This is a genomic window from Ollibium composti (assembly GCF_004801285.1).
Lineage (GTDB): Bacteria > Pseudomonadota > Alphaproteobacteria > Rhizobiales > Rhizobiaceae > Mesorhizobium > Mesorhizobium composti.
On sequence record NZ_SSNY01000003.1, the window covers coordinates 437791 to 457962 of the forward strand.

The 20172-nt window shown below is 64.7% G+C and carries 19 protein-coding genes and 1 tRNA gene; 10 read left to right on the forward strand and 10 right to left on the reverse strand.

Annotated elements, in window-relative coordinates:
* Nucleotides 1-41: 41 nt before the first annotated feature.
* The 6 genes from E6C48_RS07815 to moaA all read right to left on the reverse strand — a co-directional run bounded on the left by E6C48_RS07815 (nucleotide 42) and on the right by moaA (nucleotide 6826).
* A complete protein-coding gene (locus tag E6C48_RS07815; RefSeq protein WP_136355762.1) occupies nucleotides 42-512 on the reverse strand; it encodes a DoxX family protein in 471 nt (156 codons plus the stop codon).
* 76 nt (nucleotides 513-588) lie between these two features.
* Nucleotides 589-1986: a class II fumarate hydratase gene (gene fumC, locus E6C48_RS07820; RefSeq protein WP_136355764.1), complete on the reverse strand. Its 1398-nt coding sequence runs from the start codon at nucleotides 1984-1986 to the stop codon at nucleotides 589-591.
* A gap of 1052 nt (nucleotides 1987-3038) precedes the next feature.
* Nucleotides 3039-3227, reverse strand: coding sequence for a CsbD family protein (locus tag E6C48_RS07825; protein ID WP_206086446.1), 189 nt, complete (start codon nucleotides 3225-3227; stop codon nucleotides 3039-3041).
* Between the two features lie 407 nt (nucleotides 3228-3634).
* Nucleotides 3635-5278 carry a chaperonin GroEL gene (gene groL / locus E6C48_RS07830; protein WP_136355766.1) on the reverse strand — a complete coding sequence of 548 codons (1644 nt, stop codon included), beginning with the start codon at nucleotides 5276-5278 and terminating at the stop codon, nucleotides 3635-3637.
* A 66-nt stretch (nucleotides 5279-5344) separates the two neighbouring features.
* Nucleotides 5345-5641, reverse strand: a complete 297-nt coding sequence (groES, locus tag E6C48_RS07835; RefSeq protein WP_136355768.1) for a co-chaperone GroES — start codon at nucleotides 5639-5641, stop codon at nucleotides 5345-5347.
* 195 nt (nucleotides 5642-5836) lie between these two features.
* Nucleotides 5837-6826, reverse strand: coding sequence for a GTP 3',8-cyclase MoaA (gene moaA / locus E6C48_RS07840; protein ID WP_230978698.1), 990 nt, complete (start codon nucleotides 6824-6826; stop codon nucleotides 5837-5839).
* Between the two features lie 202 nt (nucleotides 6827-7028).
* Between moaA and E6C48_RS07845 the strand changes: the two genes are divergently transcribed.
* Genes E6C48_RS07845 through E6C48_RS07855 form a run of 3 tightly spaced genes read left to right on the forward strand, consistent with a single transcriptional unit; the run spans nucleotide 7029 to nucleotide 8793 of the window.
* A complete protein-coding gene (locus tag E6C48_RS07845; RefSeq protein WP_136355772.1) occupies nucleotides 7029-7757 on the forward strand; it encodes a class I SAM-dependent methyltransferase in 729 nt (242 codons plus the stop codon).
* A gap of 60 nt (nucleotides 7758-7817) precedes the next feature.
* Complete coding sequence (locus E6C48_RS07850) at nucleotides 7818-8168, forward strand: gamma-butyrobetaine hydroxylase-like domain-containing protein (protein WP_136355774.1); 351 nt, start codon at nucleotides 7818-7820, stop codon at nucleotides 8166-8168.
* The gene (locus tag E6C48_RS07855) at nucleotides 8161-8793 is read left to right on the forward strand and encodes a pyridoxamine 5'-phosphate oxidase family protein (protein WP_230978693.1); all 633 of its coding nucleotides are present in this window, start codon (nucleotides 8161-8163) and stop codon (nucleotides 8791-8793) included. Before E6C48_RS07850 ends, E6C48_RS07855 begins: the two co-directional genes overlap by 8 nt.
* A 348-nt stretch (nucleotides 8794-9141) precedes the next feature.
* Here E6C48_RS07855 and E6C48_RS07860 read toward each other — a convergent pair whose 3' ends face one another.
* The gene (locus E6C48_RS07860; RefSeq protein ID WP_136355778.1) at nucleotides 9142-9621 is read right to left on the reverse strand and encodes a MarR family winged helix-turn-helix transcriptional regulator; all 480 of its coding nucleotides are present in this window, start codon (nucleotides 9619-9621) and stop codon (nucleotides 9142-9144) included.
* A 47-nt stretch (nucleotides 9622-9668) separates the two neighbouring features.
* Between E6C48_RS07860 and E6C48_RS07865 the strand changes: the two genes are divergently transcribed.
* Nucleotides 9669-10595, forward strand: coding sequence for an alpha/beta hydrolase (locus E6C48_RS07865; RefSeq protein WP_136355780.1), 927 nt, complete (start codon nucleotides 9669-9671; stop codon nucleotides 10593-10595).
* A gap of 6 nt (nucleotides 10596-10601) precedes the next feature.
* Here the strand turns inward: E6C48_RS07865 and E6C48_RS07870 are convergent, their stop codons facing one another.
* On the reverse strand, nucleotides 10602-10997 hold the full coding sequence (locus E6C48_RS07870; protein ID WP_136355782.1) for a rhodanese-like domain-containing protein: 396 nt from the start codon (nucleotides 10995-10997) through the stop codon (nucleotides 10602-10604).
* Between the two features lie 310 nt (nucleotides 10998-11307).
* Between E6C48_RS07870 and E6C48_RS07875 the strand changes: the two genes are divergently transcribed.
* The 3 genes from E6C48_RS07875 (at nucleotide 11308) to E6C48_RS07885 (ending at nucleotide 14391) form a co-directional block, all read left to right on the forward strand.
* On the forward strand, nucleotides 11308-13200 hold the full coding sequence (locus E6C48_RS07875) for a L,D-transpeptidase family protein (protein WP_136355784.1): 1893 nt from the start codon (nucleotides 11308-11310) through the stop codon (nucleotides 13198-13200).
* Nucleotides 13201-13336: 136 nt separating this feature from the next.
* A tRNA-Val gene (locus tag E6C48_RS07880) sits at nucleotides 13337-13411 on the forward strand.
* Nucleotides 13412-13566: 155 nt separating this feature from the next.
* Nucleotides 13567-14391, forward strand: coding sequence for a DUF2189 domain-containing protein (locus tag E6C48_RS07885; protein ID WP_136355786.1), 825 nt, complete (start codon nucleotides 13567-13569; stop codon nucleotides 14389-14391).
* An 81-nt stretch (nucleotides 14392-14472) separates the two neighbouring features.
* Here the strand turns inward: E6C48_RS07885 and E6C48_RS07890 are convergent, their stop codons facing one another.
* Nucleotides 14473-16392, reverse strand: coding sequence for a TadE/TadG family type IV pilus assembly protein (locus E6C48_RS07890; protein WP_136355788.1), 1920 nt, complete (start codon nucleotides 16390-16392; stop codon nucleotides 14473-14475).
* Nucleotides 16393-16646: 254 nt separating this feature from the next.
* Here E6C48_RS07890 and E6C48_RS07895 point away from each other — a divergent pair, with 254 nt between their 5' ends.
* Nucleotides 16647-17510, forward strand: coding sequence for a TIGR01459 family HAD-type hydrolase (locus E6C48_RS07895; RefSeq protein WP_136355959.1), 864 nt, complete (start codon nucleotides 16647-16649; stop codon nucleotides 17508-17510).
* Between the two features lie 7 nt (nucleotides 17511-17517).
* The gene (locus tag E6C48_RS07900; protein WP_136355790.1) at nucleotides 17518-18501 is read left to right on the forward strand and encodes a bifunctional riboflavin kinase/FAD synthetase; all 984 of its coding nucleotides are present in this window, start codon (nucleotides 17518-17520) and stop codon (nucleotides 18499-18501) included.
* On the opposite strand, the gene E6C48_RS07905 is transcribed toward E6C48_RS07900, so the two are convergent.
* Nucleotides 18498-19058, reverse strand: coding sequence for an HdeD family acid-resistance protein (locus tag E6C48_RS07905; protein ID WP_136355792.1), 561 nt, complete (start codon nucleotides 19056-19058; stop codon nucleotides 18498-18500). The two genes, E6C48_RS07900 and E6C48_RS07905, sit on opposite strands and share 4 nt — an antisense overlap.
* Nucleotides 19059-19237: 179 nt before the next feature.
* Here E6C48_RS07905 and E6C48_RS07910 point away from each other — a divergent pair, with 179 nt between their 5' ends.
* Nucleotides 19238-20044 carry a MipA/OmpV family protein gene (locus tag E6C48_RS07910; RefSeq protein WP_136355794.1) on the forward strand — a complete coding sequence of 269 codons (807 nt, stop codon included), beginning with the start codon at nucleotides 19238-19240 and terminating at the stop codon, nucleotides 20042-20044.
* The last annotated feature ends 128 nt before the right edge of the window (nucleotides 20045-20172 follow it).

The window sequence follows — 20172 nt, forward strand, 5'->3', positions numbered from 1 at the left end:
TCCGCGCCCTTGTCTTGTCAGGCGATGCCTTGGCCGAAAGATCAGCCGCGCTTGGCGTCGATCGAGTAGGCGCCGGCGCCGAGAGCGACGAGCAGCAGGAAGCCGCCGGTCAGGCCGAGGTTCTTCTGCAGCATCAGGGCATTGCCGGCCTGCGAGAAATCGAGGTGGGCGACGGCCGTGGCGCCAAGGGTGAACAGGGCGAGCACGATGGCCGCGATGCGGGTCTGGAAGCCGATCAGCACGGCGAGACCGCCGAGCAATTCGACCAAGCCGACGACGACGGTGGTGACGGTCGGCATCGGCAGGCCGATGGAACCGAACCAGCCGGCGGTGCCGGCAATGTCGGTCAGCTTGCTGTAGCCGGCGAGGATGAACAGGATCGACAGCAGGACGCGGCCGGCGAGAATGGCGAGCGAGGCATTCGAGATGGTGCCGGAAGCGGCGGCGGTGTTGGACATGGTCGGGACTCCGGATTGGCGATGACGACCAGATAGCCTATTCCGGTCGTTCACCAAAGATGCCAATCCGTCGACACATCGTTCACCGAAGTCGGACTATCCAGCGATACGACAATCGGTCGCCGATGAATCATCCCGGATGGGTCATGTCCTCCGGCCGCACCAGACGGTCGAAATCGGCGTCGCTGACATAGCCGCCGCCGACGGCTTCCTCGCGCAGCGTCGTGCCGTTCTTGTGCGCCGTCTTGGCGATCTTGGCGGCGTTGTCGTAGCCGATTGTCGGCGCCAGCGCCGTCACCAGCATCAGCGAGCGCTCAAGTGCTGCCTTGATGTTGTCTTCGCGAGCCTCGATACCGACCACGCAGTTGTCGGTGAAGGAAACGGAGGCGTCAGCCAGAAGCTGCACCGACTGCAGGAAATTATAGGCCATCAGCGGGTTGTAGACGTTGAGCTCGAAATGGCCCTGGCTGCCGGCGAAGGTCAGCGCGGCGTTGTTTCCGAACACCTGCACGCAGACTTGCGTCATCGCCTCGCATTGGGTCGGGTTGACCTTGCCGGGCATGATCGAGGAGCCCGGCTCGTTTTCCGGCAGCGCCAGTTCCCCCAGCCCCGAGCGCGGGCCGGAACCGAGGAAGCGGATGTCGTTGGCGATCTTGAACAGGGCGGCGGCCGTGGCGTTGATGGCGCCGTGCGAGAAGACCATGGAATCGTGAGCGGCCAGCGCCTCGAACTTGTTCGGCGCCGAGGTGAAGGCGATGCCGGTGATGGCGGCGATGCGGTCGGCCACCTTCTCGGCAAAGCCGACAGGTGCGTTGAGGCCGGTGCCGACGGCGGTGCCGCCCTGCGCCAGTTCCTGCAGGCCGGGCAGGGTCAGCTCGATGCGCCTGATCGAGGAGGCGACCTGCGCGGCGTAGCCTGAAAATTCCTGGCCCAGCGTCAGCGGCGTGGCGTCCTGCGTATGCGTGCGGCCGATCTTGACGATCGACGCGAATTCCCTGGCCTTGGCGTCGAGTGCTGCGTGCAGGTGCTTCAGCGCCGGCAGCAAGTCATGGACGATGCGCTCGGCGCAGGCGATGTGCATGGCCGTCGGATAAGTGTCGTTCGACGACTGGCTCATGTTGACGTGGTCGTTGGGATGCACCGGCTTCTTCGAACCCATGGTGCCGCCGAGTAGTTCGATGGCGCGGTTCGAGATCACCTCGTTGGCGTTCATGTTCGACTGCGTGCCCGAGCCGGTCTGCCAGACCACCAGCGGGAAATGATCGTTCAGCTTGCCGTCGATGACTTCCTGCGCGGCCTGCACGATGGTCTTGCCGAGCGCCGGGTCGAGCTTGCCGAGTTCCATGTTGGTTTCGGCCGCCGCGCGCTTGACGATGCCGAGCGCGCGCACGATCGCCGCCGGCTGTTTTTCCCAGCCGATCTTGAAGTTGCCGAGCGAACGCTCAGCCTGCGCGCCCCAGTAGCGGTCCGCCGCCACCTCGATCGGGCCGAATGTATCCGTCTCGGTTCTGGTCTTTTGCGCGCTCACGATCTTTCTCCGATGGCTGGACGGGCAGGGCGGTGCGGCCCCGCGCGGACGGCATCGGCGTATCGCGTTGCACAATGGCCTTCAAGAGAAGAATGCGGCGGAGCGGAATGCAAATCGTTTAAGGCTCTGCCCGGTAAGCATTTTCATCGCCACGCTGCCTTTCGGCCCTGGCCATTGAACAGTCGGGAAGCGGGCGCGGGGGCCGTGCCTGCTAAGTTAAGTATATGGCGCGGCATCCCGCGCCCGCCGGCGATTTCTGTTCCCGTCCGTTCCGCTTCACCGCAGCTCACGGTATCGGCATTGGCGCCGACACCGGCCGATGGCTTGCAGCGCTCGTCCAGCGCACACGGGCCGTAATACCCGTAGGGGGTGAAGAGCGGTCCGCGCAGCGGACGAAAAGCCAATTGCTTGGCTTTTCGAGTGATGAACGCCCGGCAGGGCCCTTGGACGGCCCTTCGCTACGGCTCAGGGCGTTCGGCGCCTATCATGATGCCACTGGCATCATGATTTTCTCGCTGCGCTCGAAACCGGCTTCTCACCCTCCCCGGGCGACCGCTTACGTTGAGCGACTACCGGAGGCGCCGGCTCCCCGCCACGCAATCACCGTCATGACCGGTGTTCCCGCGCGGGAAGCTGGAGTGAGTATGGGGGAGGTGCGGGAGAGGGGGATAAGTTTCGGAAAAAAATCTTTCTCAGGCCGCACTCCGTCCAGCACCCCTCATCCGAGCTCGCTTCGCTCGGCCACCTTCTCCCACAAGGGGAGAAGGGAGTAGTTCGCGCCTGCGCTTCCGCAAATCTCGAATGTCGGCGATTGGCAGCGAGGGTGACGCGGCCTTGCCTTCTCCCCTTGTGGGGTGAGAATCCGGTTTGCCGAAGGCAAATCGAAAGCTCCGGTGGAGCTTTCGAAGGATCGAACGCCCGAAGCCATGGCGAAAGGCCGGTGGATCGGTGCGTAGTGCCGAGACGGATGAGGGGTGCTGGACGGAGTGCGACTGGTTCTGAGCCGCACTCCGCCCAGCACCCCTCATGGGAGCCGGAGCGCCGAAGACCGCCTACAGCGAATCCTTGATCTTTTCCTTCACGTCGCCGTAGGTCTTCTGCACCTTGCCGGCGATCTTGTCGGCTGTGCCTTTGGCTTGCGTTTTCTTGTCGCCTGTCGCCTTGCCCGCAGCTTCCCTGATGGAGCCTTTGACCTGCTTGGCCACGCCGGCCACCTGATCCTTGTTCACCATTTTGCGCATCTCCTGGACGGTTTCGATTGGCGGTGGAAAACGACCCTACCAACGTTCGGTTCCACGATCAGGAAACGGAATCAGCGATTTGCGGTGAGGAGCGGAAGTAAGATTAAAAGAAAACGCCCCCCGCTTCTTTCGATACGAGGGGCGTCTTTCGTAGCCAGCGCATCTCCGGATTGCTCCTTCGATTTGCTTTCTACATCCCGATAATGCGTCACCGAAAAGATGGTTCCGCCATCGGTGGAGTTTTTTTGCAATGACACTTAGCCCCGCCGCAAATGCAGAAAGGGCGGCATCGGTGCCGCCCATTCGTAGGCTTCGAGGCTTGTGGACTTCTTAGAAGTCCGTGCCGCCACTCAAGCCCGCTCGCGGGCTTGAGCATTGTCAGTTCATGGGCGTGCTTTATGGACTTCTTAGAAGTCCATGCCGCCCATGCCGCCCATGCCGCCGCCGGGCATAGCCGGCATCGGGGCGTCCTTCTTCGGCGCCTCGGCGATCATGGCCTCGGTGGTGACCAGCAGACCGGCGACCGAAGCCGCGTCCTGCAGGGCAGCGCGCACGACCTTGACCGGGTCGACGATGCCGAGCTGGATCAGGTCGCCATACTCGCCCGTCTGGGCGTTGTAGCCGTAGTTGGCCCCCTTGTTCTCAAGGATCTTGCCAGCGACGATCGAGGCTTCCGCACCGGCGTTCGAGGCGATCTGGCGGACCGGAGCCTGCAGGGCACGACGAACGATGTTGATGCCGGCGGCCTGGTCGGCGTTGGTGCCGTTGGCCTTGATCGCGGAGGAAGCGCGCAGCAGGGCGACGCCGCCGCCGGGGACGATGCCTTCCTCAACCGCGGCGCGGGTGGCGTTCAGCGCGTCGTCAACGCGGTCCTTCTTTTCCTTGACCTCGATCTCGGTCGCACCGCCGACGCGGATGACGGCGACGCCGCCAGCCAGCTTCGCCAGACGCTCCTGCAGCTTCTCGCGATCGTAGTCGGAGGTGGTCTCCTCGATCTGCTGCTTGATCTGGGCAACGCGGCCCTGGATCTCGGCCTTCTTGCCGGCGCCGTCGACGATGGTGGTGTTTTCCTTCTCGATGCGCACGCGCTTGGCCTTGCCCAGCATGTTCAGGCCGACGTTCTCAAGCTTGATGCCGAGGTCTTCCGAGATCACCTGGCCACCGGTGAGGATGGCGATGTCCTCCAGCATGGCCTTGCGGCGGTCGCCGAAGCCCGGAGCCTTGACGGCGGCGATCTTCAGGCCGCCACGCAGCTTGTTGACGACCAGCGTGGCCAGGGCCTCGCCCTCGACGTCCTCGGAGATGATGAGGAGCGGCTTGGAGGTCTGCACGACGGCCTCGAGGACCGGCAGCATGGCCTGCAGGTTGGACAGCTTCTTCTCGTGCAGGAGGATGTAGGCGTCCTCGAGCTCGGCAACCATCTTGTCGGGGTTGGTGATGAAGTAGGGCGACAGGTAGCCGCGGTCGAACTGCATGCCTTCGACGACTTCCAGCTCAGTCTCGGCGGTCTTGGCTTCCTCGACGGTGATGACACCCTCGTTGCCGACCTTCTGCATCGCCTCGGCGATCATCTTGCCGACCGACTCGTCGCCGTTGGCCGAAATGGTGCCGACCTGAGCGACTTCCTCGGAGGTCTTGATCTTCTTGGCGGACCTGCCGAGGGCGGTGACGACTTCGGCCACGGCCACGTCGATGCCGCGCTTCAGGTCCATCGGGTTCATGCCGGCGGCAACCGCCTTGGCGCCTTCCTGGACGATCGCCTGGGCGAGAACGGTGGCGGTGGTGGTGCCGTCGCCGGCGATGTCGTTGGTCTTGGAAGCGACCTCACGAACCATCTGCGCGCCCATGTTCTCGAACTTGTCTTCCAGCTCGATCTCCTTGGCGACGGTGACGCCGTCCTTGGTGATGCGCGGGGCGCCGAACGACTTGTCGATGACGACGTTGCGGCCCTTGGGGCCGAGCGTGACCTTCACCGCGTCGGCGAGGATGTTGACGCCGCGCAGCATGCGCTCGCGGGCATCACGGGAGAATTTTACTTCTTTGGCAGCCATATCTGTACTCCTGGATCTTCAGATCCGAAATTGCGTTTGGCGTTGTGAAGAAAGGGCTTCGGCCGATCAGCCGATGATGCCCATGATGTCGGATTCCTTCATGATCAGAAGGTCCTGACCGTCGAGCTTCACCTCTGTGCCCGACCACTTGCCGAACAGGACGCGGTCGCCGGCCTTGACGTCCAGCGGGACCAGCTTGCCGGCCTCGTCGCGGGCGCCGGAACCGACGGCGACGACTTCGCCTTCCTGCGGCTTCTCCTTGGCGGTATCGGGGATGATGATGCCGCCCTTGGTCTTCTCTTCGGAATCGACGCGCTTCACCACCACGCGGTCATGCAGCGGGCGGAACTTCGACTTTGCCATTTGCTTTCCTCGAATGAGAACGTGAGAAAGGATTTCCTCCGTCCGGCCGGACCGGACATGGTTAGCACTCGCCATGGGTGAGTGCTAACGTGCCGGTGAGATAGGCCGGCCATCTTTGCGAGTCAAGGAGGCGGGGCCGCCCTGTAGCAGCTAAATTTATCAGGGATGCAGCAAGGGGAGGGCTGATCGCGAAAATCAGCCGCCGGTGACGCTCATATGACGGGAAACGGAAGGGCGGTTGGTGCGCCGGTCGATGATGAAGTCGTGGCCCTTGGGCTTGCGGCCGATCGCCTCGTCGATGGCCTGCGCCACAAGCTCGTTGCCTTCCGAGGCGCGCAGCGGCCCGCGCAGGTCGGCGGCGTCTTCCTGGCCGAGGCACATATAGAGCGTGCCCGTGCAGGTGAGCCTGACGCGGTTGCAGCTTTCGCAGAAATTATGCGTCATCGGCGTGATGAAGCCGAGCCGCCCGCCGGTCTCGGTGACCTCGACATAGCGTGCCGGGCCGCCGGTCTTGTAGGGGATGTCGGTGAGGGTGAATTGCCGTTCCAACTGTGCCCGCAGAAGCGACAGCGGCAGGTACTGGTCCGTGCGATCCTCATCGATCTCGCCCATCGGCATGGTCTCGATGACGGTCATGTCCATGCCGCGGCCGTGCGCCCAGCGCAGCATGTCGGGCAGTTCGGCGTCGTTGAAGCCTTTCAGCGCCACCGCGTTGAGCTTGACCTTGATGCCGGCGGCAAGGGCCGCGTCGATGCCGGCGAGCACCTTTTCGATATGGCCCCAGCGGGTGATGGTGTGGAATTTTTCCGGGTCGAGCGTGTCGAGCGACACGTTGATGCGCCTGACCCCGCAATCGGCCAGTTCGCCGGCGAAGCGCGACAACTGCGAACCGTTGGTGGTCAGCGTCAGTTCTTCCAGCGCGCCGCTTTTCAGGTGCCGCGACAACTCATGCACCAGATGCATGACGTTCTTGCGCACCAGCGGCTCGCCGCCGGTGAGCCTGAGCTTCCTGACGCCCTTTTCGATGAAGACCGAGCACAGCCGGTCGAGTTCTTCCAGCGACAGAAGGTCCTTCTTCGGCAGGAACGTCATGTTCTCGGCCATGCAGTAGGTGCAGCGGAAATCGCAGCGATCGGTCACCGAGACGCGCAGATAGCTGATCGTGCGGCCGAAAGGATCGATCATGTCCATGCTTCGTTTCCGTTCCTCGCATGGGGCGGTTTTGCCAAAAACTGCCCACGCACTGGTGCATCGTTATATATGACTATGTGATACGATCCAGCGCGCCGTTCAAGATAGACGGCCTCGATCTTTCGTCATATCCCGGAAACGACGTCACCCGGTCGGCCGCCGTTCCTCGCGGCGATTTACACGGAAAAACAAGATCATGACGCAGAATATTTACGACGATCCTGAATTCTTCGACGGCTACAGTGCTCTCCCGCGCTCGGTGAAGGGGCTGGACGGCGCGCCCGAATGGGCCTCGCTGCGCGCCTTGCTGCCGCCGCTGGAGGGCAGGAGCGTCGTCGACCTCGGCTGCGGTTTCGGCTGGTTCTGCCGCTGGGCGCGCGGGCAGGGGGCAGCGGACGTGCTCGGCGTCGACGTGTCCGAAAACATGCTGGAACGCGCGCGCCGGGAAACGCGTGATCCGGCGATCCGCTACCAGCGCGCCGATCTGGAAGACCTGTCACTGCCGGCGGCGTCCTGCGATCTCGTCTACTCCTCGCTTGCCTTCCACTATGTCGTCGAACTCGGCCGACTCCTGAAGATCGCGCATGCGGCGCTGCGGCCCGGCGGCCGGCTGGTCTTTTCCGCCGAACATCCGCTGCTGACGGCGCCGTCGCGGCCGAACTGGGTGACGGGAGCCGACGGCCGCCCGGTGTGGCCGGTGGACGACTATCTGGTCGAGGGGCCGCGCGTGACGAACTGGTTCGCGCCCGGCGTGGTCAAGCAGCATCGCACCATCGGCACCTATGTGCGGCTTCTGAAGGAGGCCGGCTTCACGCTGACCCATCTGGAGGAATGGGGCCCGAGCGACGCTCAGGTCGAAGCCGATCCGGCGCTTGCGCAGGAGCGTCAGCGGCCGACCTTCATGCTGTTTGCGGCGGAGCGATGAGCGCCTTTTGCACCGGATGAAATCGGCGTAAGCCAATCCACGGACAGCACAGGACAGATCATGGCCGCTCCCAGCGAACTCCGCGTTTCCAAGGACCGCAAGCTCCTGACCGTGACCTTTCCCGGCCACGCCCCGTTCGAACTGCCGGCCGAGATGCTGCGCGTGCTCTCGCCCTCGGCGGAAGTGCAGGGCCATTCGCCCGAGCAGCGCGTCACCGTGCCGAACAAGCGCAATGTGACGATCCTCAAGGTCGAGCCGGTCGGCAACTACGCGGTGCGCATCACCTTCGACGATTTCCACGACACCGGCATCTTCACCTGGGCCTATCTCGCCACGCTCGGCATCGAAAAGGCGGAGCGCTGGCAGGGCTATCTCGATGAACTGGAAGAGAAGGGGCTTTCGCGTGGATAATCCTTCGGAGGTTTCAGGCCTCGTCACCACGGTCGAACAGCTCGAAGCGCTCTACGGCCAACCGGGCGAGGCGTCGCTGGTCAAGGAGCTTGACCACATCATTCCCGAATACGCCGCCTTCATCGAGGCGTCGCCGTTCGTCGCGCTGGCGACCGGTGGGCCGGAAGGGTTCGACTGCTCGCCGCGCGGCGATCGCCCCGGCTTCACGCGGATCGTCGATCCGCACACACTCATGATGCCCGACCGCCGCGGCAACAACCGGGCCGATTCGCTGAAAAACATCATCGAGGACCCACGCGTCGGCCTGCTGTTTTTGGTGCCGGGCTCCGGCACGACGTTGCGGGTCAACGGCCGCGCCCGGATCTCGATCGACGCGGACCTGTGCGGCTCCTTTGCCGTGGAAGGCAAGCCGGCGCGCTCCGTTCTCGTCGTCGCGGTGGAAAAGGTCTACTTCCAGTGCGCAAGGGCGATCCACCGCTCGGAACTGTGGAACGCCGAAAGGCACGTCGACCCGAAATCCCTGCCGACGCCCGGCCGCATCCTCGAAGTCGCCAGCCGCGCCGGTATCGACGGCGCGGCCTACGATCAGGAATGGCCGGAGCGGGCGAAGAAATCGATGTGGTGAGAATGCCTTTCCTCGCCCCGTTTGCGGGGAGGGCTATCGCATATGGAGTTTTCCTCGACCTCGACCGTCGCTAACCCCCACCCCTAACCCTTCCCCGCAAGGGGGAGGGGAACTTTGCGGCGCTGCTATAGCGCTCCAATCTCCGGCTGAAACGGCGGCGTCGGCGTCTCCGTCCCCCTTGCGGGGAAGGGTTAGGGGTGGGGGTAAAGGGTTCCTCGCCCCGTTTACGGGGAGAGGATGCCGGTAGGCAGGTGAGGGGCAGCGCCGACTTCCGAAACGTTCGTGCCGCCCCTCATCCGGCCCTTCGGGCCACCTTCTCCCCGTGAACGGGGAGAAGGAAGAAGCCGCTCAGCCCGCCTTCACCACTTCGGCGATCTTGCGCATCTGGTCGCCGATCATGTCGCATTGCTCCGGCGTCGATTGCCCCATCGCCACCTCGATCAGCGCCGTGTGCACCTTGAGCGCCTCGGTGAGCAGCGCCTCGCCTTCGGCCGTCAGGGTCAGGCGCAGGATGCGCTTGTCCTTCTCGTCGCCCTCGCGTCTCAGCAGGCCGCGCGTCTCGAGCTGCGGCAACAGCATGGTGATGTTGGAACGGCCGACCAGCAGCCGGCGGGCAAGGTCGTGCTGCGACATGCCAGGATGCCGGTGCAGGTTCATCAGCACGTCGAGCTGCGCCGGCTTCAGGCCGAGCGGCGCTAGTTTCGTAGCCAGCGCCCGTTCGAGCGCATGGCAGGCCCGCGCCACCGCGACCCAGTTGCGGAAGCGCGGGTTGTCCCACGGCGGTTCCGTGTCAGCAGGATGGACGGCGGGCGATTGCAGTTTGTTCATCTTTGAACTATCATGTTCACACTTGAACCGTTTGACTGGTCGTTACTATGGCACCCTTTGCTTTGAAGGTCACCCGCGCCGTCTTCGGCGCGGCCGAGCGTGTGGCGCCTTCGCTGGCCGGGAGGGCCGCCTTTGAATTGTTCTGCCGTACGCCGAACGTCAACCGCCCGACGCCGGGCGAGCGGCGCGCCGTCGCGCAGGCAGCGGATTTCATGGCCGATGCCCGCCACCACCGGCTGACGACGAAAAGCGGCGGCTGCGTCGCCGTCCACGAGTTCAGGCCCGAGCCCGGCGATCCGCCGAACGACGAACCGCTCGGCACCGTGCTCGTCGTTCACGGCTGGCGCTCGCGCACCGAATATATGCGCGCGCTGATCTCCGGCTTCCGTGATGCCGGCTATCGCGTCGTCTCGCTCGACCTGCCGGGCCACGGCCAGTCGCGCGGCCGCCGCCTGAACCTCGCCATCGCGGTGGAGGCGGTGAGGGCGGCGGGCGACTGGTTCGGGCCTTTTTCGGCGATCGTCGGCCATTCCTTCGGCGGCGCCATCGCCGCCAACGCTGTGGCCGGCTCGGTCGCTGGCATAGCGCCGCTGGCCGCCGGCCGGCTGGTGCTGATCGCGGCGCCGAGCTCGCTGCCGGTGCTGTTCTCGGATTTCAGCCATATGCTGAACGTCGGGCCGCGCGCACAGGCGAAGATGGCCGATATCGTCAAACGCATCGCCGGCCATCCGCTGAGCGACTATACCGGCGCCCGGCAACTGGACGCCGCGCGGCTGCCGACGCTGGTGGTGCATGCCAGGGACGACCGCGAGGTGGCGGCGGCGCATGCCGAGCTCTACGCCGGTGCCGGCGATCACGTGCGCCTGCACTGGGCCGACGGGCTGGGTCACCGCCGCATCCTTGCCGACAGCAACGTCGTGCGGCGCGTCGTCGAGTTCGTGCTGCGGCAGGAGCAGCCCGCGCATCTGTGCTGAGGGCTGCTACTTCTTCCGTTCGCCGGATTCGACCGGCAGGCCGGCGGCTTTCCAGGCGCCGAAACCGCCGAGGATGTGCTTGACCGGCTCCAGCCCCATGTCCTGCGCCGTCTTTGTCGCCAGCGCCGAGCGCCAGCCGCCGGCGCAGAAGAAGACGAAGCTCTTGCCGGAGGAGAAGACCGCCTTGTGATAGGGGCTTTCGGGGTCGATCCAGAATTCCAGCATGCCGCGCGGGCAGGACTGGGCGCCGGGCATCCGCCCCTCGCGCTCCACCTCGCGTGGATCGCGCAGGTCGACGAAGACCGTCTCCTCGTCATCCAGCAAGGCGGCGGCCTCTTCCGGGGAAATGGCTTCGATCTCGGCATTCGCCTCGTCGAGCAGTTCGCGATAGCCCTTCTTCACGCAATCCTCCGTCCGTCTGGCCTGTGTCCGTCTGGACTCCGTTCATGCGGCCAGAACGGATTGATGACATAAAGCCGCCGCCGTCGCCATTGCAATCGCGGCATCGCCGCGGCGCAGCTGCGGCGCGCGTCCTGCTCCCGGCGGTTGTCGCGATAGGGTGACACCGCAAGTGGTATCGGAGGGGAAAGTTCACCGAAGCTTAACCAAATCGGGTTGAATCGATATAGTCGCGCCACACATCCGCCATTCCCTTGGCGAGATCGTAGAGCCGGCGGAACGGGATCCGGCAGAATGTCGGAGAGGGTGATCCATGAAGGTTTTCTGGAAGACGAGCGTGCTTGTGCCCGCGACCGCGCTGGCCGCGACGCTGGCGCTGGGCGTGCCGCAGGCGGGTGCGCAGACCTTCCTCGATATGCTGTTCGGCGGTCCGGTGCGGCACGAAAAGCCGCTCAAGGGGGAATTCCCGCCGCCGCCGAAACGGGCGCCCAAGGTCGCTCCCGCCCGGATCTCGGCGCCCAGCTACAACACCTACAAGCCCGACCGACTGGTGCGCGTCGATTTCGCTGCTCTGGCCACGCCGCAGACGACCGGAGCGACAACCGCCGACGCCACGCCGCAGGCCGCCGCGTTCCAGCCCCAGCCGGACGGCGCCGCATTCCGCCAGGCGCTGGCGGGGCTGGACGGCTATGAGCTGTTCGCCGAATCGGGCATCGCCAAGGCGCTGGTTTCTTATTACTCCGCCAACCCGGACTTCATCTGGGTGACGGGCACGGAGCCGAACGCGCGCGCCGCCGAGGCGCTTCGCGTCCTCAACGACGCGGCGAGCTACGGCCTTTCGCCCGCCGACTACACGGTGGACCTGCCACCCGCGGCACAGACGGCCGGCGATGCCGCCGCGCGCGCCAACGAGCTGATTCGCTTCGAGATGGCGCTGTCGGCGCGGGTGCTGCGCTACATCCACGATGCCCAGGACGGCCGCATCGACCCCAACCGGATTTCTTCCGGCTATTACGACTTCCCGGACAAGCCGCTCGATATGGTGGCGACGCTCCAGGCGCTCTCCCATACCACACAGGTGCAGACCTACCTCGAATCGCGCCATCCGCAGAACCCGGAATACCAGGCGCTGCGCACCGAACTCGAAGGCCTGCGCGCCAGCGAGGAGAACGAGATCGTCGTCGACCCGAAGCTGCTGCTGAAGCCGGGCGAGACGAGCGCCGAGCTGCCGAAGCTCTTGACGCTGATCGCGCGCGATCTCGACGACGACATGGGCGGCGCCTACGGCGAGACCCTGTCGCGGCTGGTAGGCAGCGAAACCTACGCTCCCGAACTGGTGCCCGTCATCGAGGCGGCGCAGAAGAAGGCCGGCCTGAAACCCGACGGCGTCATCGGGCCGCGCACGGTGGAGGCGCTGGCCGGCAGCTCGAAGGCCGACCGGCTGGCCAAGGTGCAGTATGCGCTGGAGGAACTGCGCTGGATGCCCTCCGACCTCGGCAGTCCGCGCGTCTTCATCAACCAGCCCGCCTTCACCGCTTCCTACATCGAAGGCGGCGAGGAAAAGCTCAAGATGCGCGCCGTCATCGGCAAGGTGACCAACCAGACGGCGTTCTTCTACGACACCATCAAGACCGTGAACTACCACCCCTATTGGGGCGTGCCGCAGTCCATCATCGTCAACGAGATGCTGCCCAAGCTGCGTTCCGATCCGGGCTATCTGGACCGCGCCGGCTACGAGGTGACCGATTCGCGCGGCAAGCGCATTCCTTCCTCGGCGATCAACTGGGGCGCTTACGGCGCCAAGGTTCCCTACAATGTGCGCCAGCAGCCGGGTGAGGCCAACGCCTTGGGCGAACTGAAGATCCTGTTCCCCAACAAGTTCGCCATCTACATGCACGACACGCCGCAGAAGTCCTTCTTCAAAAGGGACGTGCGCGCCTTCAGCCATGGCTGCGTGCGGTTGGAGGACCCGCGCGGCATGGCCGCCGCCGTGCTCGGCAAGAGCGTCGACTACATCGCCGACAAGCTGAAGGGCGGGCATTCGGAGGAGAAGGTGACGCGCAACGTGCCGGTCTACGTCGCCTATTTCACCGCATGGCCGACCATGTCGGGCAAGGTGGAGTATTTCCCAGACATCTACGGCCGCGACGCGAAGCTCCAGCAGGCCATCGACGCCACCGCAGAGGTGCGTGCGCCGACTAGCTGAGAGCCCGTTCCGAAATTCGCTCCGGCAAGTCGCCCGACGGCCGCAGGAACAGAATTTCCAGACCGGCTCGGAGGTGTTGACTTAAGCAGCTGCCCTCCCTTATATCGCGGCGCGCTTCGGCCTTCGGGCCGCGGGCGGGCGATTAGCTCAGCGGGAGAGCACACCCTTCACACGGGTGGGGTCGTAGGTTCAATCCCTACATCGCCCACCATTCTTCTTTCGCTTCTTACCATGTTGTGATCGTCAGTCGGGCCGAAAGGCACGACAAGCCGCCTCCAATCGGCTATCATTCTTCCTGTTCAGCAAGTGGCAGCCTCGGGCGGCCACCATGGCGGTGACCGTCCCCGCAGCATCGGGAGGATGGTTATGACCAGCTTTCATGTCATGGCGGACGCGCGCGGCATGCGTGTTCAGCCCGTCGTGCGTCGCATTCATGTCGCCGATCTCTGGGACGCGCTCCGGCTGGGAGCCCAGGATTTCTGGGCCAAGCCCTCGCATTACGTGTTCCTGTGCCTGATCTACCCGATCGTCGGCCTGATCCTGACCCAGTGGTCGACGGGCTCCAACGCTATCCATCTCGTCTATCCGCTGATGACCGGTTTCGCCCTGGTCGGCCCGTTCGCCGCGATCGGCCTCTACGAGATCAGCCGGCGGCGCGAACTCGGCATGAATTCGAACTGGCACCATGCGCTGGATGTGCGCCATTCGCCGGCACTGCCGTCAATCGCCGTCATCGGCGCCTTGCTGGTGGTGATGTTCCTGCTGTGGCTGTTCACCGCGCAATCCATCTATACGAACCTGTACGGCGACACCGCGCCGGCCTCGATGACGGGCTTCCTCAACGAGATTCTGACGACGGAGCGGGGCTGGCGGCTGATGTTGCTCGGCAATGCCGCCGGGCTCGTCTTCGCCATCGTGGTGCTGGCGACAACCGTGGTCGCCTTTCCCCTCATGCTCGACCGCGATGTCGGTGCGGTGGCCGCTATTGAGACGTCGGCGCGGGCGGTGATCGCCAATCCGGGGCCGATGGCGGTCTGGGGGCTGACGGTCGCCGTTCTCCTGGTGATCGGCTCCATCCCGCTGTTCGCCGGGCTGGCGGTCATCGTGCCGATCCTCGGCCACGCCACCTGGCATCTTTATCGCAAGGTCGTCGAACCGGAACGCGGCCAGCCGGTTCGGCGGCCGATGTAGGCTAGTTCGCCGAAAGCAGAAAGGCCGGCCCGTTCAACCGGGCCGGCCTTCGTATGGCAAAGGATTGGTCGGTCTGCCTTGTCAGCCGACGATGCGCAGGTTGGAAAGCTCGTCGGCGATTTCCTTGAACTTGTCGGAAAGGTCCGCGCCGGTGGCATTCCAGTAGAGCTTTGCCGGCTTCGACGGATCGTCGGGATCCTTGCGGTAGCGGGACTCGGAAGCGCACGACTTCAGGCCGTCGATCTGCGATTGCGCCGCCGCCCTCTCGCTTGCGCTGGAGAGTTTGCTAGGATCGATGTCCAGCGACACCGTCATGATGAGGATCTTGGAATCCTTGGCATTCTGGCACAACGTCGCCATCTGCTCGTTCATGGCCTTGGTGTAATTGCTGTTGTCAAAGGCGCCGCTGCCGCTTTTCACGACGTTGCTGCTGGTGTTGAGAAACATGCGGGGCGAGTATCGGCTGTCGGCGTTGTAGGGAGCCATGAAGCCGTAGTCCGCGTAGGTGGATTTGGTGCCGGCGCTGTCGGAGCCCCACCGCAGGGAGTCCGGCGTGTAGTAGGTGTTGGCGCCGTCGGTCAGCACGATGACGACCTTGTCGTTGCCTTTCTCCGTCTCGGGCCGGCCCTCTGTGAAGGGCGCTCCGCTGGAGACGACACGCCAGCCCCAGGCCAGGCCGCTGCCGACGCTGGTGGCTCCCTGCGGCTCCATGGCGTCGATGGCGTCCTTGACCTTGGTCATGCCCGCCACGTTGGTCACGTCCGTAAGCGGCGTGATGGGCTGCGTGGAACAACTGGCGTTCGGGCCGGCGTCCATGCCGGCGGGCTGCGTCCTGTAGGGCGCGACGTAGCCGATGGTCGGCAGGTCGAAATATTTCGGCATATAGGCTTGTCGGACACGCGCGGAGCTGTTGGTCGAGATGTCGTTCCAGTAATATTTTTTGCTGTTCCGCTCGTAGAGGAACCAGTCGTTGTAGTCGCCGGTGACCTGGTCGGGAGCGAACATCGGCACGAACATCGTGGCGGGGTTGGACGGGTTTGCCGGCGCGTCGTTGACGTCATAGGGGCTGGGGCGCTGCTCGACGCAGCCGGCCCAGGATGAATAGGGGGCCTTTTTCGTCTGGTTGCTGTCGGTGTAGTATTTCATCTCGTCGAACAGGGTGAAGCGCGTCACCTTCGTGTCGACCTGGTCCGTCCCCCAGTCCGACCCCTTTTTTTCGTAGATGCCGGTGACAGCGTTCTTGATGACCCTGCGGTTGGATGTGTTGTTGCTGTTGCCGAAGCTCGTCCAGTCGAAGTTCTCGTGGTGGATCGGCGAGATGCCGTCGAGATCGAGCCATGTCGCCTTTTTCACGTAATAATTGTCGGGACCGACATTGACCGAGGCCGAGAACGGCACCACCCCGAACCGGACGGGCTCCGCCACCTGCTTGATCATCGCGGCCTGTCCGGCCAGCGTGGAGATCAGTTGCTTGGCGGCGGCTTTCAGGAGATCGATGCGCTTCTTGCCCGAGCCGGTGCCGTAATAGTCCATGGAACCCGAATTATCGAGCACCAGCGCGACCTCGACCGTGTTCTTCAGCTGGATTTCGGAACTCGCGTCGAACGTAAGCGCCTTGCTGTCCTGGCCGACGAGCATGGCGGCGACAGGCAGGAAATAGGGGTCGTATTTCAGCGTGGCCGTCAGTTTCAGCGTGCCGCCGCCGGTATTGTCCCTCGGCAGGAGCACGTTCAGCTTGACGTTGGAGGGGGGCACGGCGCTGAGGTTGGCCATGAAGAAATCGTTGGCGTAGGTGATCGCCTCATCATCGGAGGCGCCCGACGAAATGTAGCGGGCCGTGGCGATGCCTGCGGCGTCGAGCGCGTTCAGCGTATCCTGTTTTTCACGCACCATGCCGGTGTAATCGACCGCCAGCGCCACCGCACCCATGATGGGAACCAGGGCAAAGGCCGTCAGCATGCCGAAGTTGCCTCGCCGATCTTTCCAGAAACTGCGCAACATGATTTTGATCCCGCCACCCACGCGATGGCGGTAACATCGCAGAAAACCTTAAATTTCAGGTTCCTGAAATGCCGGTAAAGCTGAACGCGCCGTTGCACCTTCGTTAACCCTGTCGCATGCGGATCGCCTCGCACCGGTTCGGCTGTATCGCGATGCGCGGGGCGAAAGCTGGTGACAGGATGGAAAGCTTCGGTTAATTCGGGCTGCCGGCCGTCCGCCGGCACTATCCGGAAGCATGGCGCATGGGACGCGGTATGGCGCAGTTGCCCGAAACGATCGGTTCTCTCGATGCGCTCAGCCCCCGCTATGCGGCGCTGCTGTGCGACGTCTGGGGCGTGGTCCACAACGGCGAGACGCATTTTCCGGCTGCCGCCGCCGCCTTGCAGCGCGCGCGTGGGGCCGGGCTGGCGGTCGTGCTCATCACCAATTCGCCGCGGCGCAGCGCCGACGTGGCGGCCCAGATCCGCGCCATCGGCTTTCCGACTGAGGCCTTCGACCGCGTCGTCTCGTCCGGTGACGTCACCCGCGACCTGATCGCCCAGGGGCCGCGCAAGGTGCTGCATATCGGCCCCGAGCGGGATTTCAGCCTCTATGACGGGCTCGACGTCGAACTGGTCGAGGAGTTCGAGGCGCAGGCTGCCGTCTGCACCGGCCTCTACGACGACGAAACCGAGACGCCGGAAGATTATCGTGACCTGCTCATGCGGTTGCGGGCGAGGAACCTGCCGTTCATCTGCGCCAACCCCGATATCGCGGTGGAACGGGGCGAGCGGCTGATCTGGTGCGCCGGCGCGATTACCCGCGACTATGCCCAACTGGGCGGCCGTACCCTGATCGCCGGCAAGCCGCACGCGCCGATCTACGACGTCGCGCTGAGGGTGGCCGGCGAGGTGCTCGGCCGCGAGCTTGCGCGCGGCGAAGTGCTGGCAATCGGCGACGGTATGATGACGGATGTGAAGGGCGCCGCCGACAACGGCTTCGACGTGCTCTACGTCTCCGGCGGCCTGCACGCGCGCGAATACGGCGAGCCGTCGGCGCCCGATCCCGTGCGCCTTGCCGCCTTCCTGGAAACGCATGGCGGCTACCGTCCGGTGGCGATCATGCCAAAGCTGCGGTAGGCCGTCCATGGCAGGCTCGTTCACGCATCTTCCGGCCGATGCGCCGCTGCCGCAGCATCTGCGCGGCGGTGTCGTCGCCATCGGCAATTTCGACGGCGTCCATCGCGGCCACCAGGCCGTCCTCGGCCGGGCGCTGGAGGAAGCGGCGCGGCGCGGCGTGCCGGCCCTGGTGCTGACCTTCGAGCCGCATCCGCGAAAAGTGTTCCGGCCGGACCAGCCGCTGTTCGTGCTGACGCCGCCGCCGATGAAGGCGCGGCTGCTGTCGCTGCTCGGCTTCGATGCCATGGTCGAGCAGGCGTTCACGCGCGCCTTCGCCGCGCAGTCGCCCGAAACCTTCATCACCGACGTGCTGGAGCGGTGCCTCGGCGTCACCCATGTCGTCACCGGCTTCGATTTCCATTTCGGCAAGGACCGCCAGGGCGGGCCGGCCTACCTCATGGAAGCGGGCGAGCGGCACGGCTTCGGCGTGACGCTGGTGGACGCCTTTCGTGACGAGGGCACGGACGTGATTTCGTCGAGCCGCATCCGCAAGCTGCTCACCGAAGGAGACGTGGCCGAGGCCGCCGGCCTGCTGGGTTATCGTTTCACCGTCGAGGCCGAGGTCGTCGGCGGCCAGCAGCTTGGCCGCACGCTCGGCTTTCCGACCGCGAATATGGCTTTGCCCGCCGATACGGCCCTGCGGCACGGCATCTATGCGGTGCGCTTCCGCCGCGCCGACGGCACGCTGCACGATGGCGTGGCCAATTTCGGCCGCCGCCCGACCGTCGACGACAACGGCGCGCCGCTTCTGGAAACCTTCCTGTTCGATTTCTCCGGCGATCTCTATGGCGAGACGTGCGCGGTGTCGCTGTTCGGCTGGCTGCGCGGCGAAGAGAAGTTCGACGGGTTGGATGCGCTGGTCGCCCAAATGAAGCGCGACGACGCGGAAGCGCGGGCGCTGCTTTCAGGGGTGCGCCCGTTGTCGGAACTCGACGGGAAAATTACCTTTTAGATCGCCTTCTTCAACGCCAGGCCGAAGGCGATGAAGGTCCAGCCCTGGAACACCAGGTCGATGGCCAGGAACAGGCCGAGCACCCACAGGCTGTTGACCGGCCAGTGCATGGCGATGACCAGGCCGGCCAGCGCGGTGACCACGCCGGCGGTGACGATCCAGCCGGAACCCTTTTCCGACCAGTGCTGGTAGCCGACCCAGACCCGAAGCAGCCCTGCGGCGATCAGCGCGACCGCCAGCAGGAATGTGAACACCGTCGAGGCGAGCAGTGGATTGTAGAAGGCGAAGAAGCCGGCCACGGCGTAAAGCAGGCCGGACAGGAACCAGTAGAAGAACCGTCCCCACGTCTTCACGCCGAACGAATGGACGATCTCGATCGCGCCGGCGAACAGCATGAGCCAGCCGATCATGTAGACCGAGGCCACCGTGGCGATGAACAGGTTTCCGAAGGCGATGCCGCCGAAGATGAGCAGCAGCACGCCGAGCGCGATGAACCAGCCCCATTTGTCGCGGGTTTCGCCGATGGCTTTTTTCAGGGAGTCGCCTTGCAGTGTCATCGTTCCAGTCTCCGCCGCAGGAAGTTGAACCACGGCTGAAAAGCTAGCGCCGGTTGTGGTCGGCGTCCATGGGCAAGTTCGCGGCGGCCAGTTCCCGTGGATCGAGGGGAATTAAATCAAATTTTACGGAATCCGAGGCAAGGCTTCCGTCAACGGCAAGTTGTGCGTAAGGTGCCAGAATGACTCGTTCTTCGATGGTGGCTGCGGCCTCGGCTCTGCTTTTGATGGCGCCGGCGGCAGCCGGGGCGGGCGAGGGGGCATCCGGCTGGCTTTCCGGCGACTGGTATCTGACCGTCGGCGTGACCGGACTCGTCGCGCCGAATTTCGAGGGCGGCAAGAAGTATCTTCTCAGCGCCCAGCCGATCATTTCGCTCGGCAAGGCCGGCCCCGAGGCGCGTTTCTCCTCGCGCAACGACAACATATCGCTGGCGCTGGTCGACGACGGCCATGTGCGCGCCGGCCTGACCGGCAAGTTCCTGTGGGGGCGCGACAACTCCGCCGACAAACTCAAGGGGCTGGAGCCGGTGAAGTGGGGCGGCGAGGCCGGCGGCTTCTTCGAGTTCTATCCCACCGACTGGATGCGGGTGCGCTCCGAAGTCCGCCACGGCATCCGCTCCCATAGCGGCGTCGTCGCCGATTTCGCCGCCGACGCCTTTTACGACGTCACGCCGGACGTCCGTATTTCCGGCGGTCCGCGCCTGTCGCTGGCGACGGCAAAGTATTTCGATGCCTATTACGGCGTCGACGCGGCGGAATCGGCTGCTTCCGGTCTCAGCGAGTATCACCCGGGCAGCGGGCTGAAATTGGTCGGCGTCGGCGGCGCCATCACCTGGAAGGTCACCGACCCGATGACGGCGAGCCTGTTCGGCGAATATTCCCGCCTGATGGGGCCGGCGGCCGATTCCAGCCTGGTGAAGGAGCGCGGCTCGCCCGACCAGTTCATGATCGGTGTCTCGACCTCCTATCGTTTCGATTTCTCGATGTGACGGCTTTATTCCGGCCGTTTCATCCGCTAGAAGCCGGCCCATGACGTTCCGGCGTGCCATCGCGATACGAATTACCGGCCCGGTGTTCCGGGCGGCCTAAGGGTCATAGACCTGAGACGCCGCCGGAG

What these genes read in the sequence shown, in the direction of transcription:
- E6C48_RS07825 (WP_206086446.1), bottom strand. Translation starts at nt 3,227, where the DNA reads ATGCGCAAAATGGTGAACAAGGATCAGGTGGCCGGCGTGGCCAAGCAG.
- groL (WP_136355766.1), bottom strand. Translation starts at nt 5,278, where the DNA reads ATGGCTGCCAAAGAAGTAAAATTCTCCCGTGATGCCCGCGAGCGCATG.
- groES (WP_136355768.1), bottom strand. Translation starts at nt 5,641, where the DNA reads ATGGCAAAGTCGAAGTTCCGCCCGCTGCATGACCGCGTGGTGGTGAAG.
- moaA (WP_230978698.1), bottom strand. Translation starts at nt 6,826, where the DNA reads ATGATCGATCCTTTCGGCCGCACGATCAGCTATCTGCGCGTCTCGGTG.
- E6C48_RS07845 (WP_136355772.1), top strand. Translation starts at nt 7,029, where the DNA reads ATGACGCAGAATATTTACGACGATCCTGAATTCTTCGACGGCTACAGT.
- E6C48_RS07850 (WP_136355774.1), top strand. Translation starts at nt 7,818, where the DNA reads ATGGCCGCTCCCAGCGAACTCCGCGTTTCCAAGGACCGCAAGCTCCTG.
- E6C48_RS07860 (WP_136355778.1), bottom strand. Translation starts at nt 9,621, where the DNA reads ATGAACAAACTGCAATCGCCCGCCGTCCATCCTGCTGACACGGAACCG.
- E6C48_RS07865 (WP_136355780.1), top strand. Translation starts at nt 9,669, where the DNA reads ATGGCACCCTTTGCTTTGAAGGTCACCCGCGCCGTCTTCGGCGCGGCC.
- E6C48_RS07875 (WP_136355784.1), top strand. Translation starts at nt 11,308, where the DNA reads ATGAAGGTTTTCTGGAAGACGAGCGTGCTTGTGCCCGCGACCGCGCTG.
- E6C48_RS07885 (WP_136355786.1), top strand. Translation starts at nt 13,567, where the DNA reads ATGACCAGCTTTCATGTCATGGCGGACGCGCGCGGCATGCGTGTTCAG.
- E6C48_RS07890 (WP_136355788.1), bottom strand. Translation starts at nt 16,392, where the DNA reads ATGTTGCGCAGTTTCTGGAAAGATCGGCGAGGCAACTTCGGCATGCTG.
- E6C48_RS07895 (WP_136355959.1), top strand. Translation starts at nt 16,647, where the DNA reads ATGGCGCAGTTGCCCGAAACGATCGGTTCTCTCGATGCGCTCAGCCCC.
- E6C48_RS07900 (WP_136355790.1), top strand. Translation starts at nt 17,518, where the DNA reads ATGGCAGGCTCGTTCACGCATCTTCCGGCCGATGCGCCGCTGCCGCAG.
- E6C48_RS07905 (WP_136355792.1), bottom strand. Translation starts at nt 19,058, where the DNA reads ATGACACTGCAAGGCGACTCCCTGAAAAAAGCCATCGGCGAAACCCGC.
- E6C48_RS07910 (WP_136355794.1), top strand. Translation starts at nt 19,238, where the DNA reads ATGACTCGTTCTTCGATGGTGGCTGCGGCCTCGGCTCTGCTTTTGATG.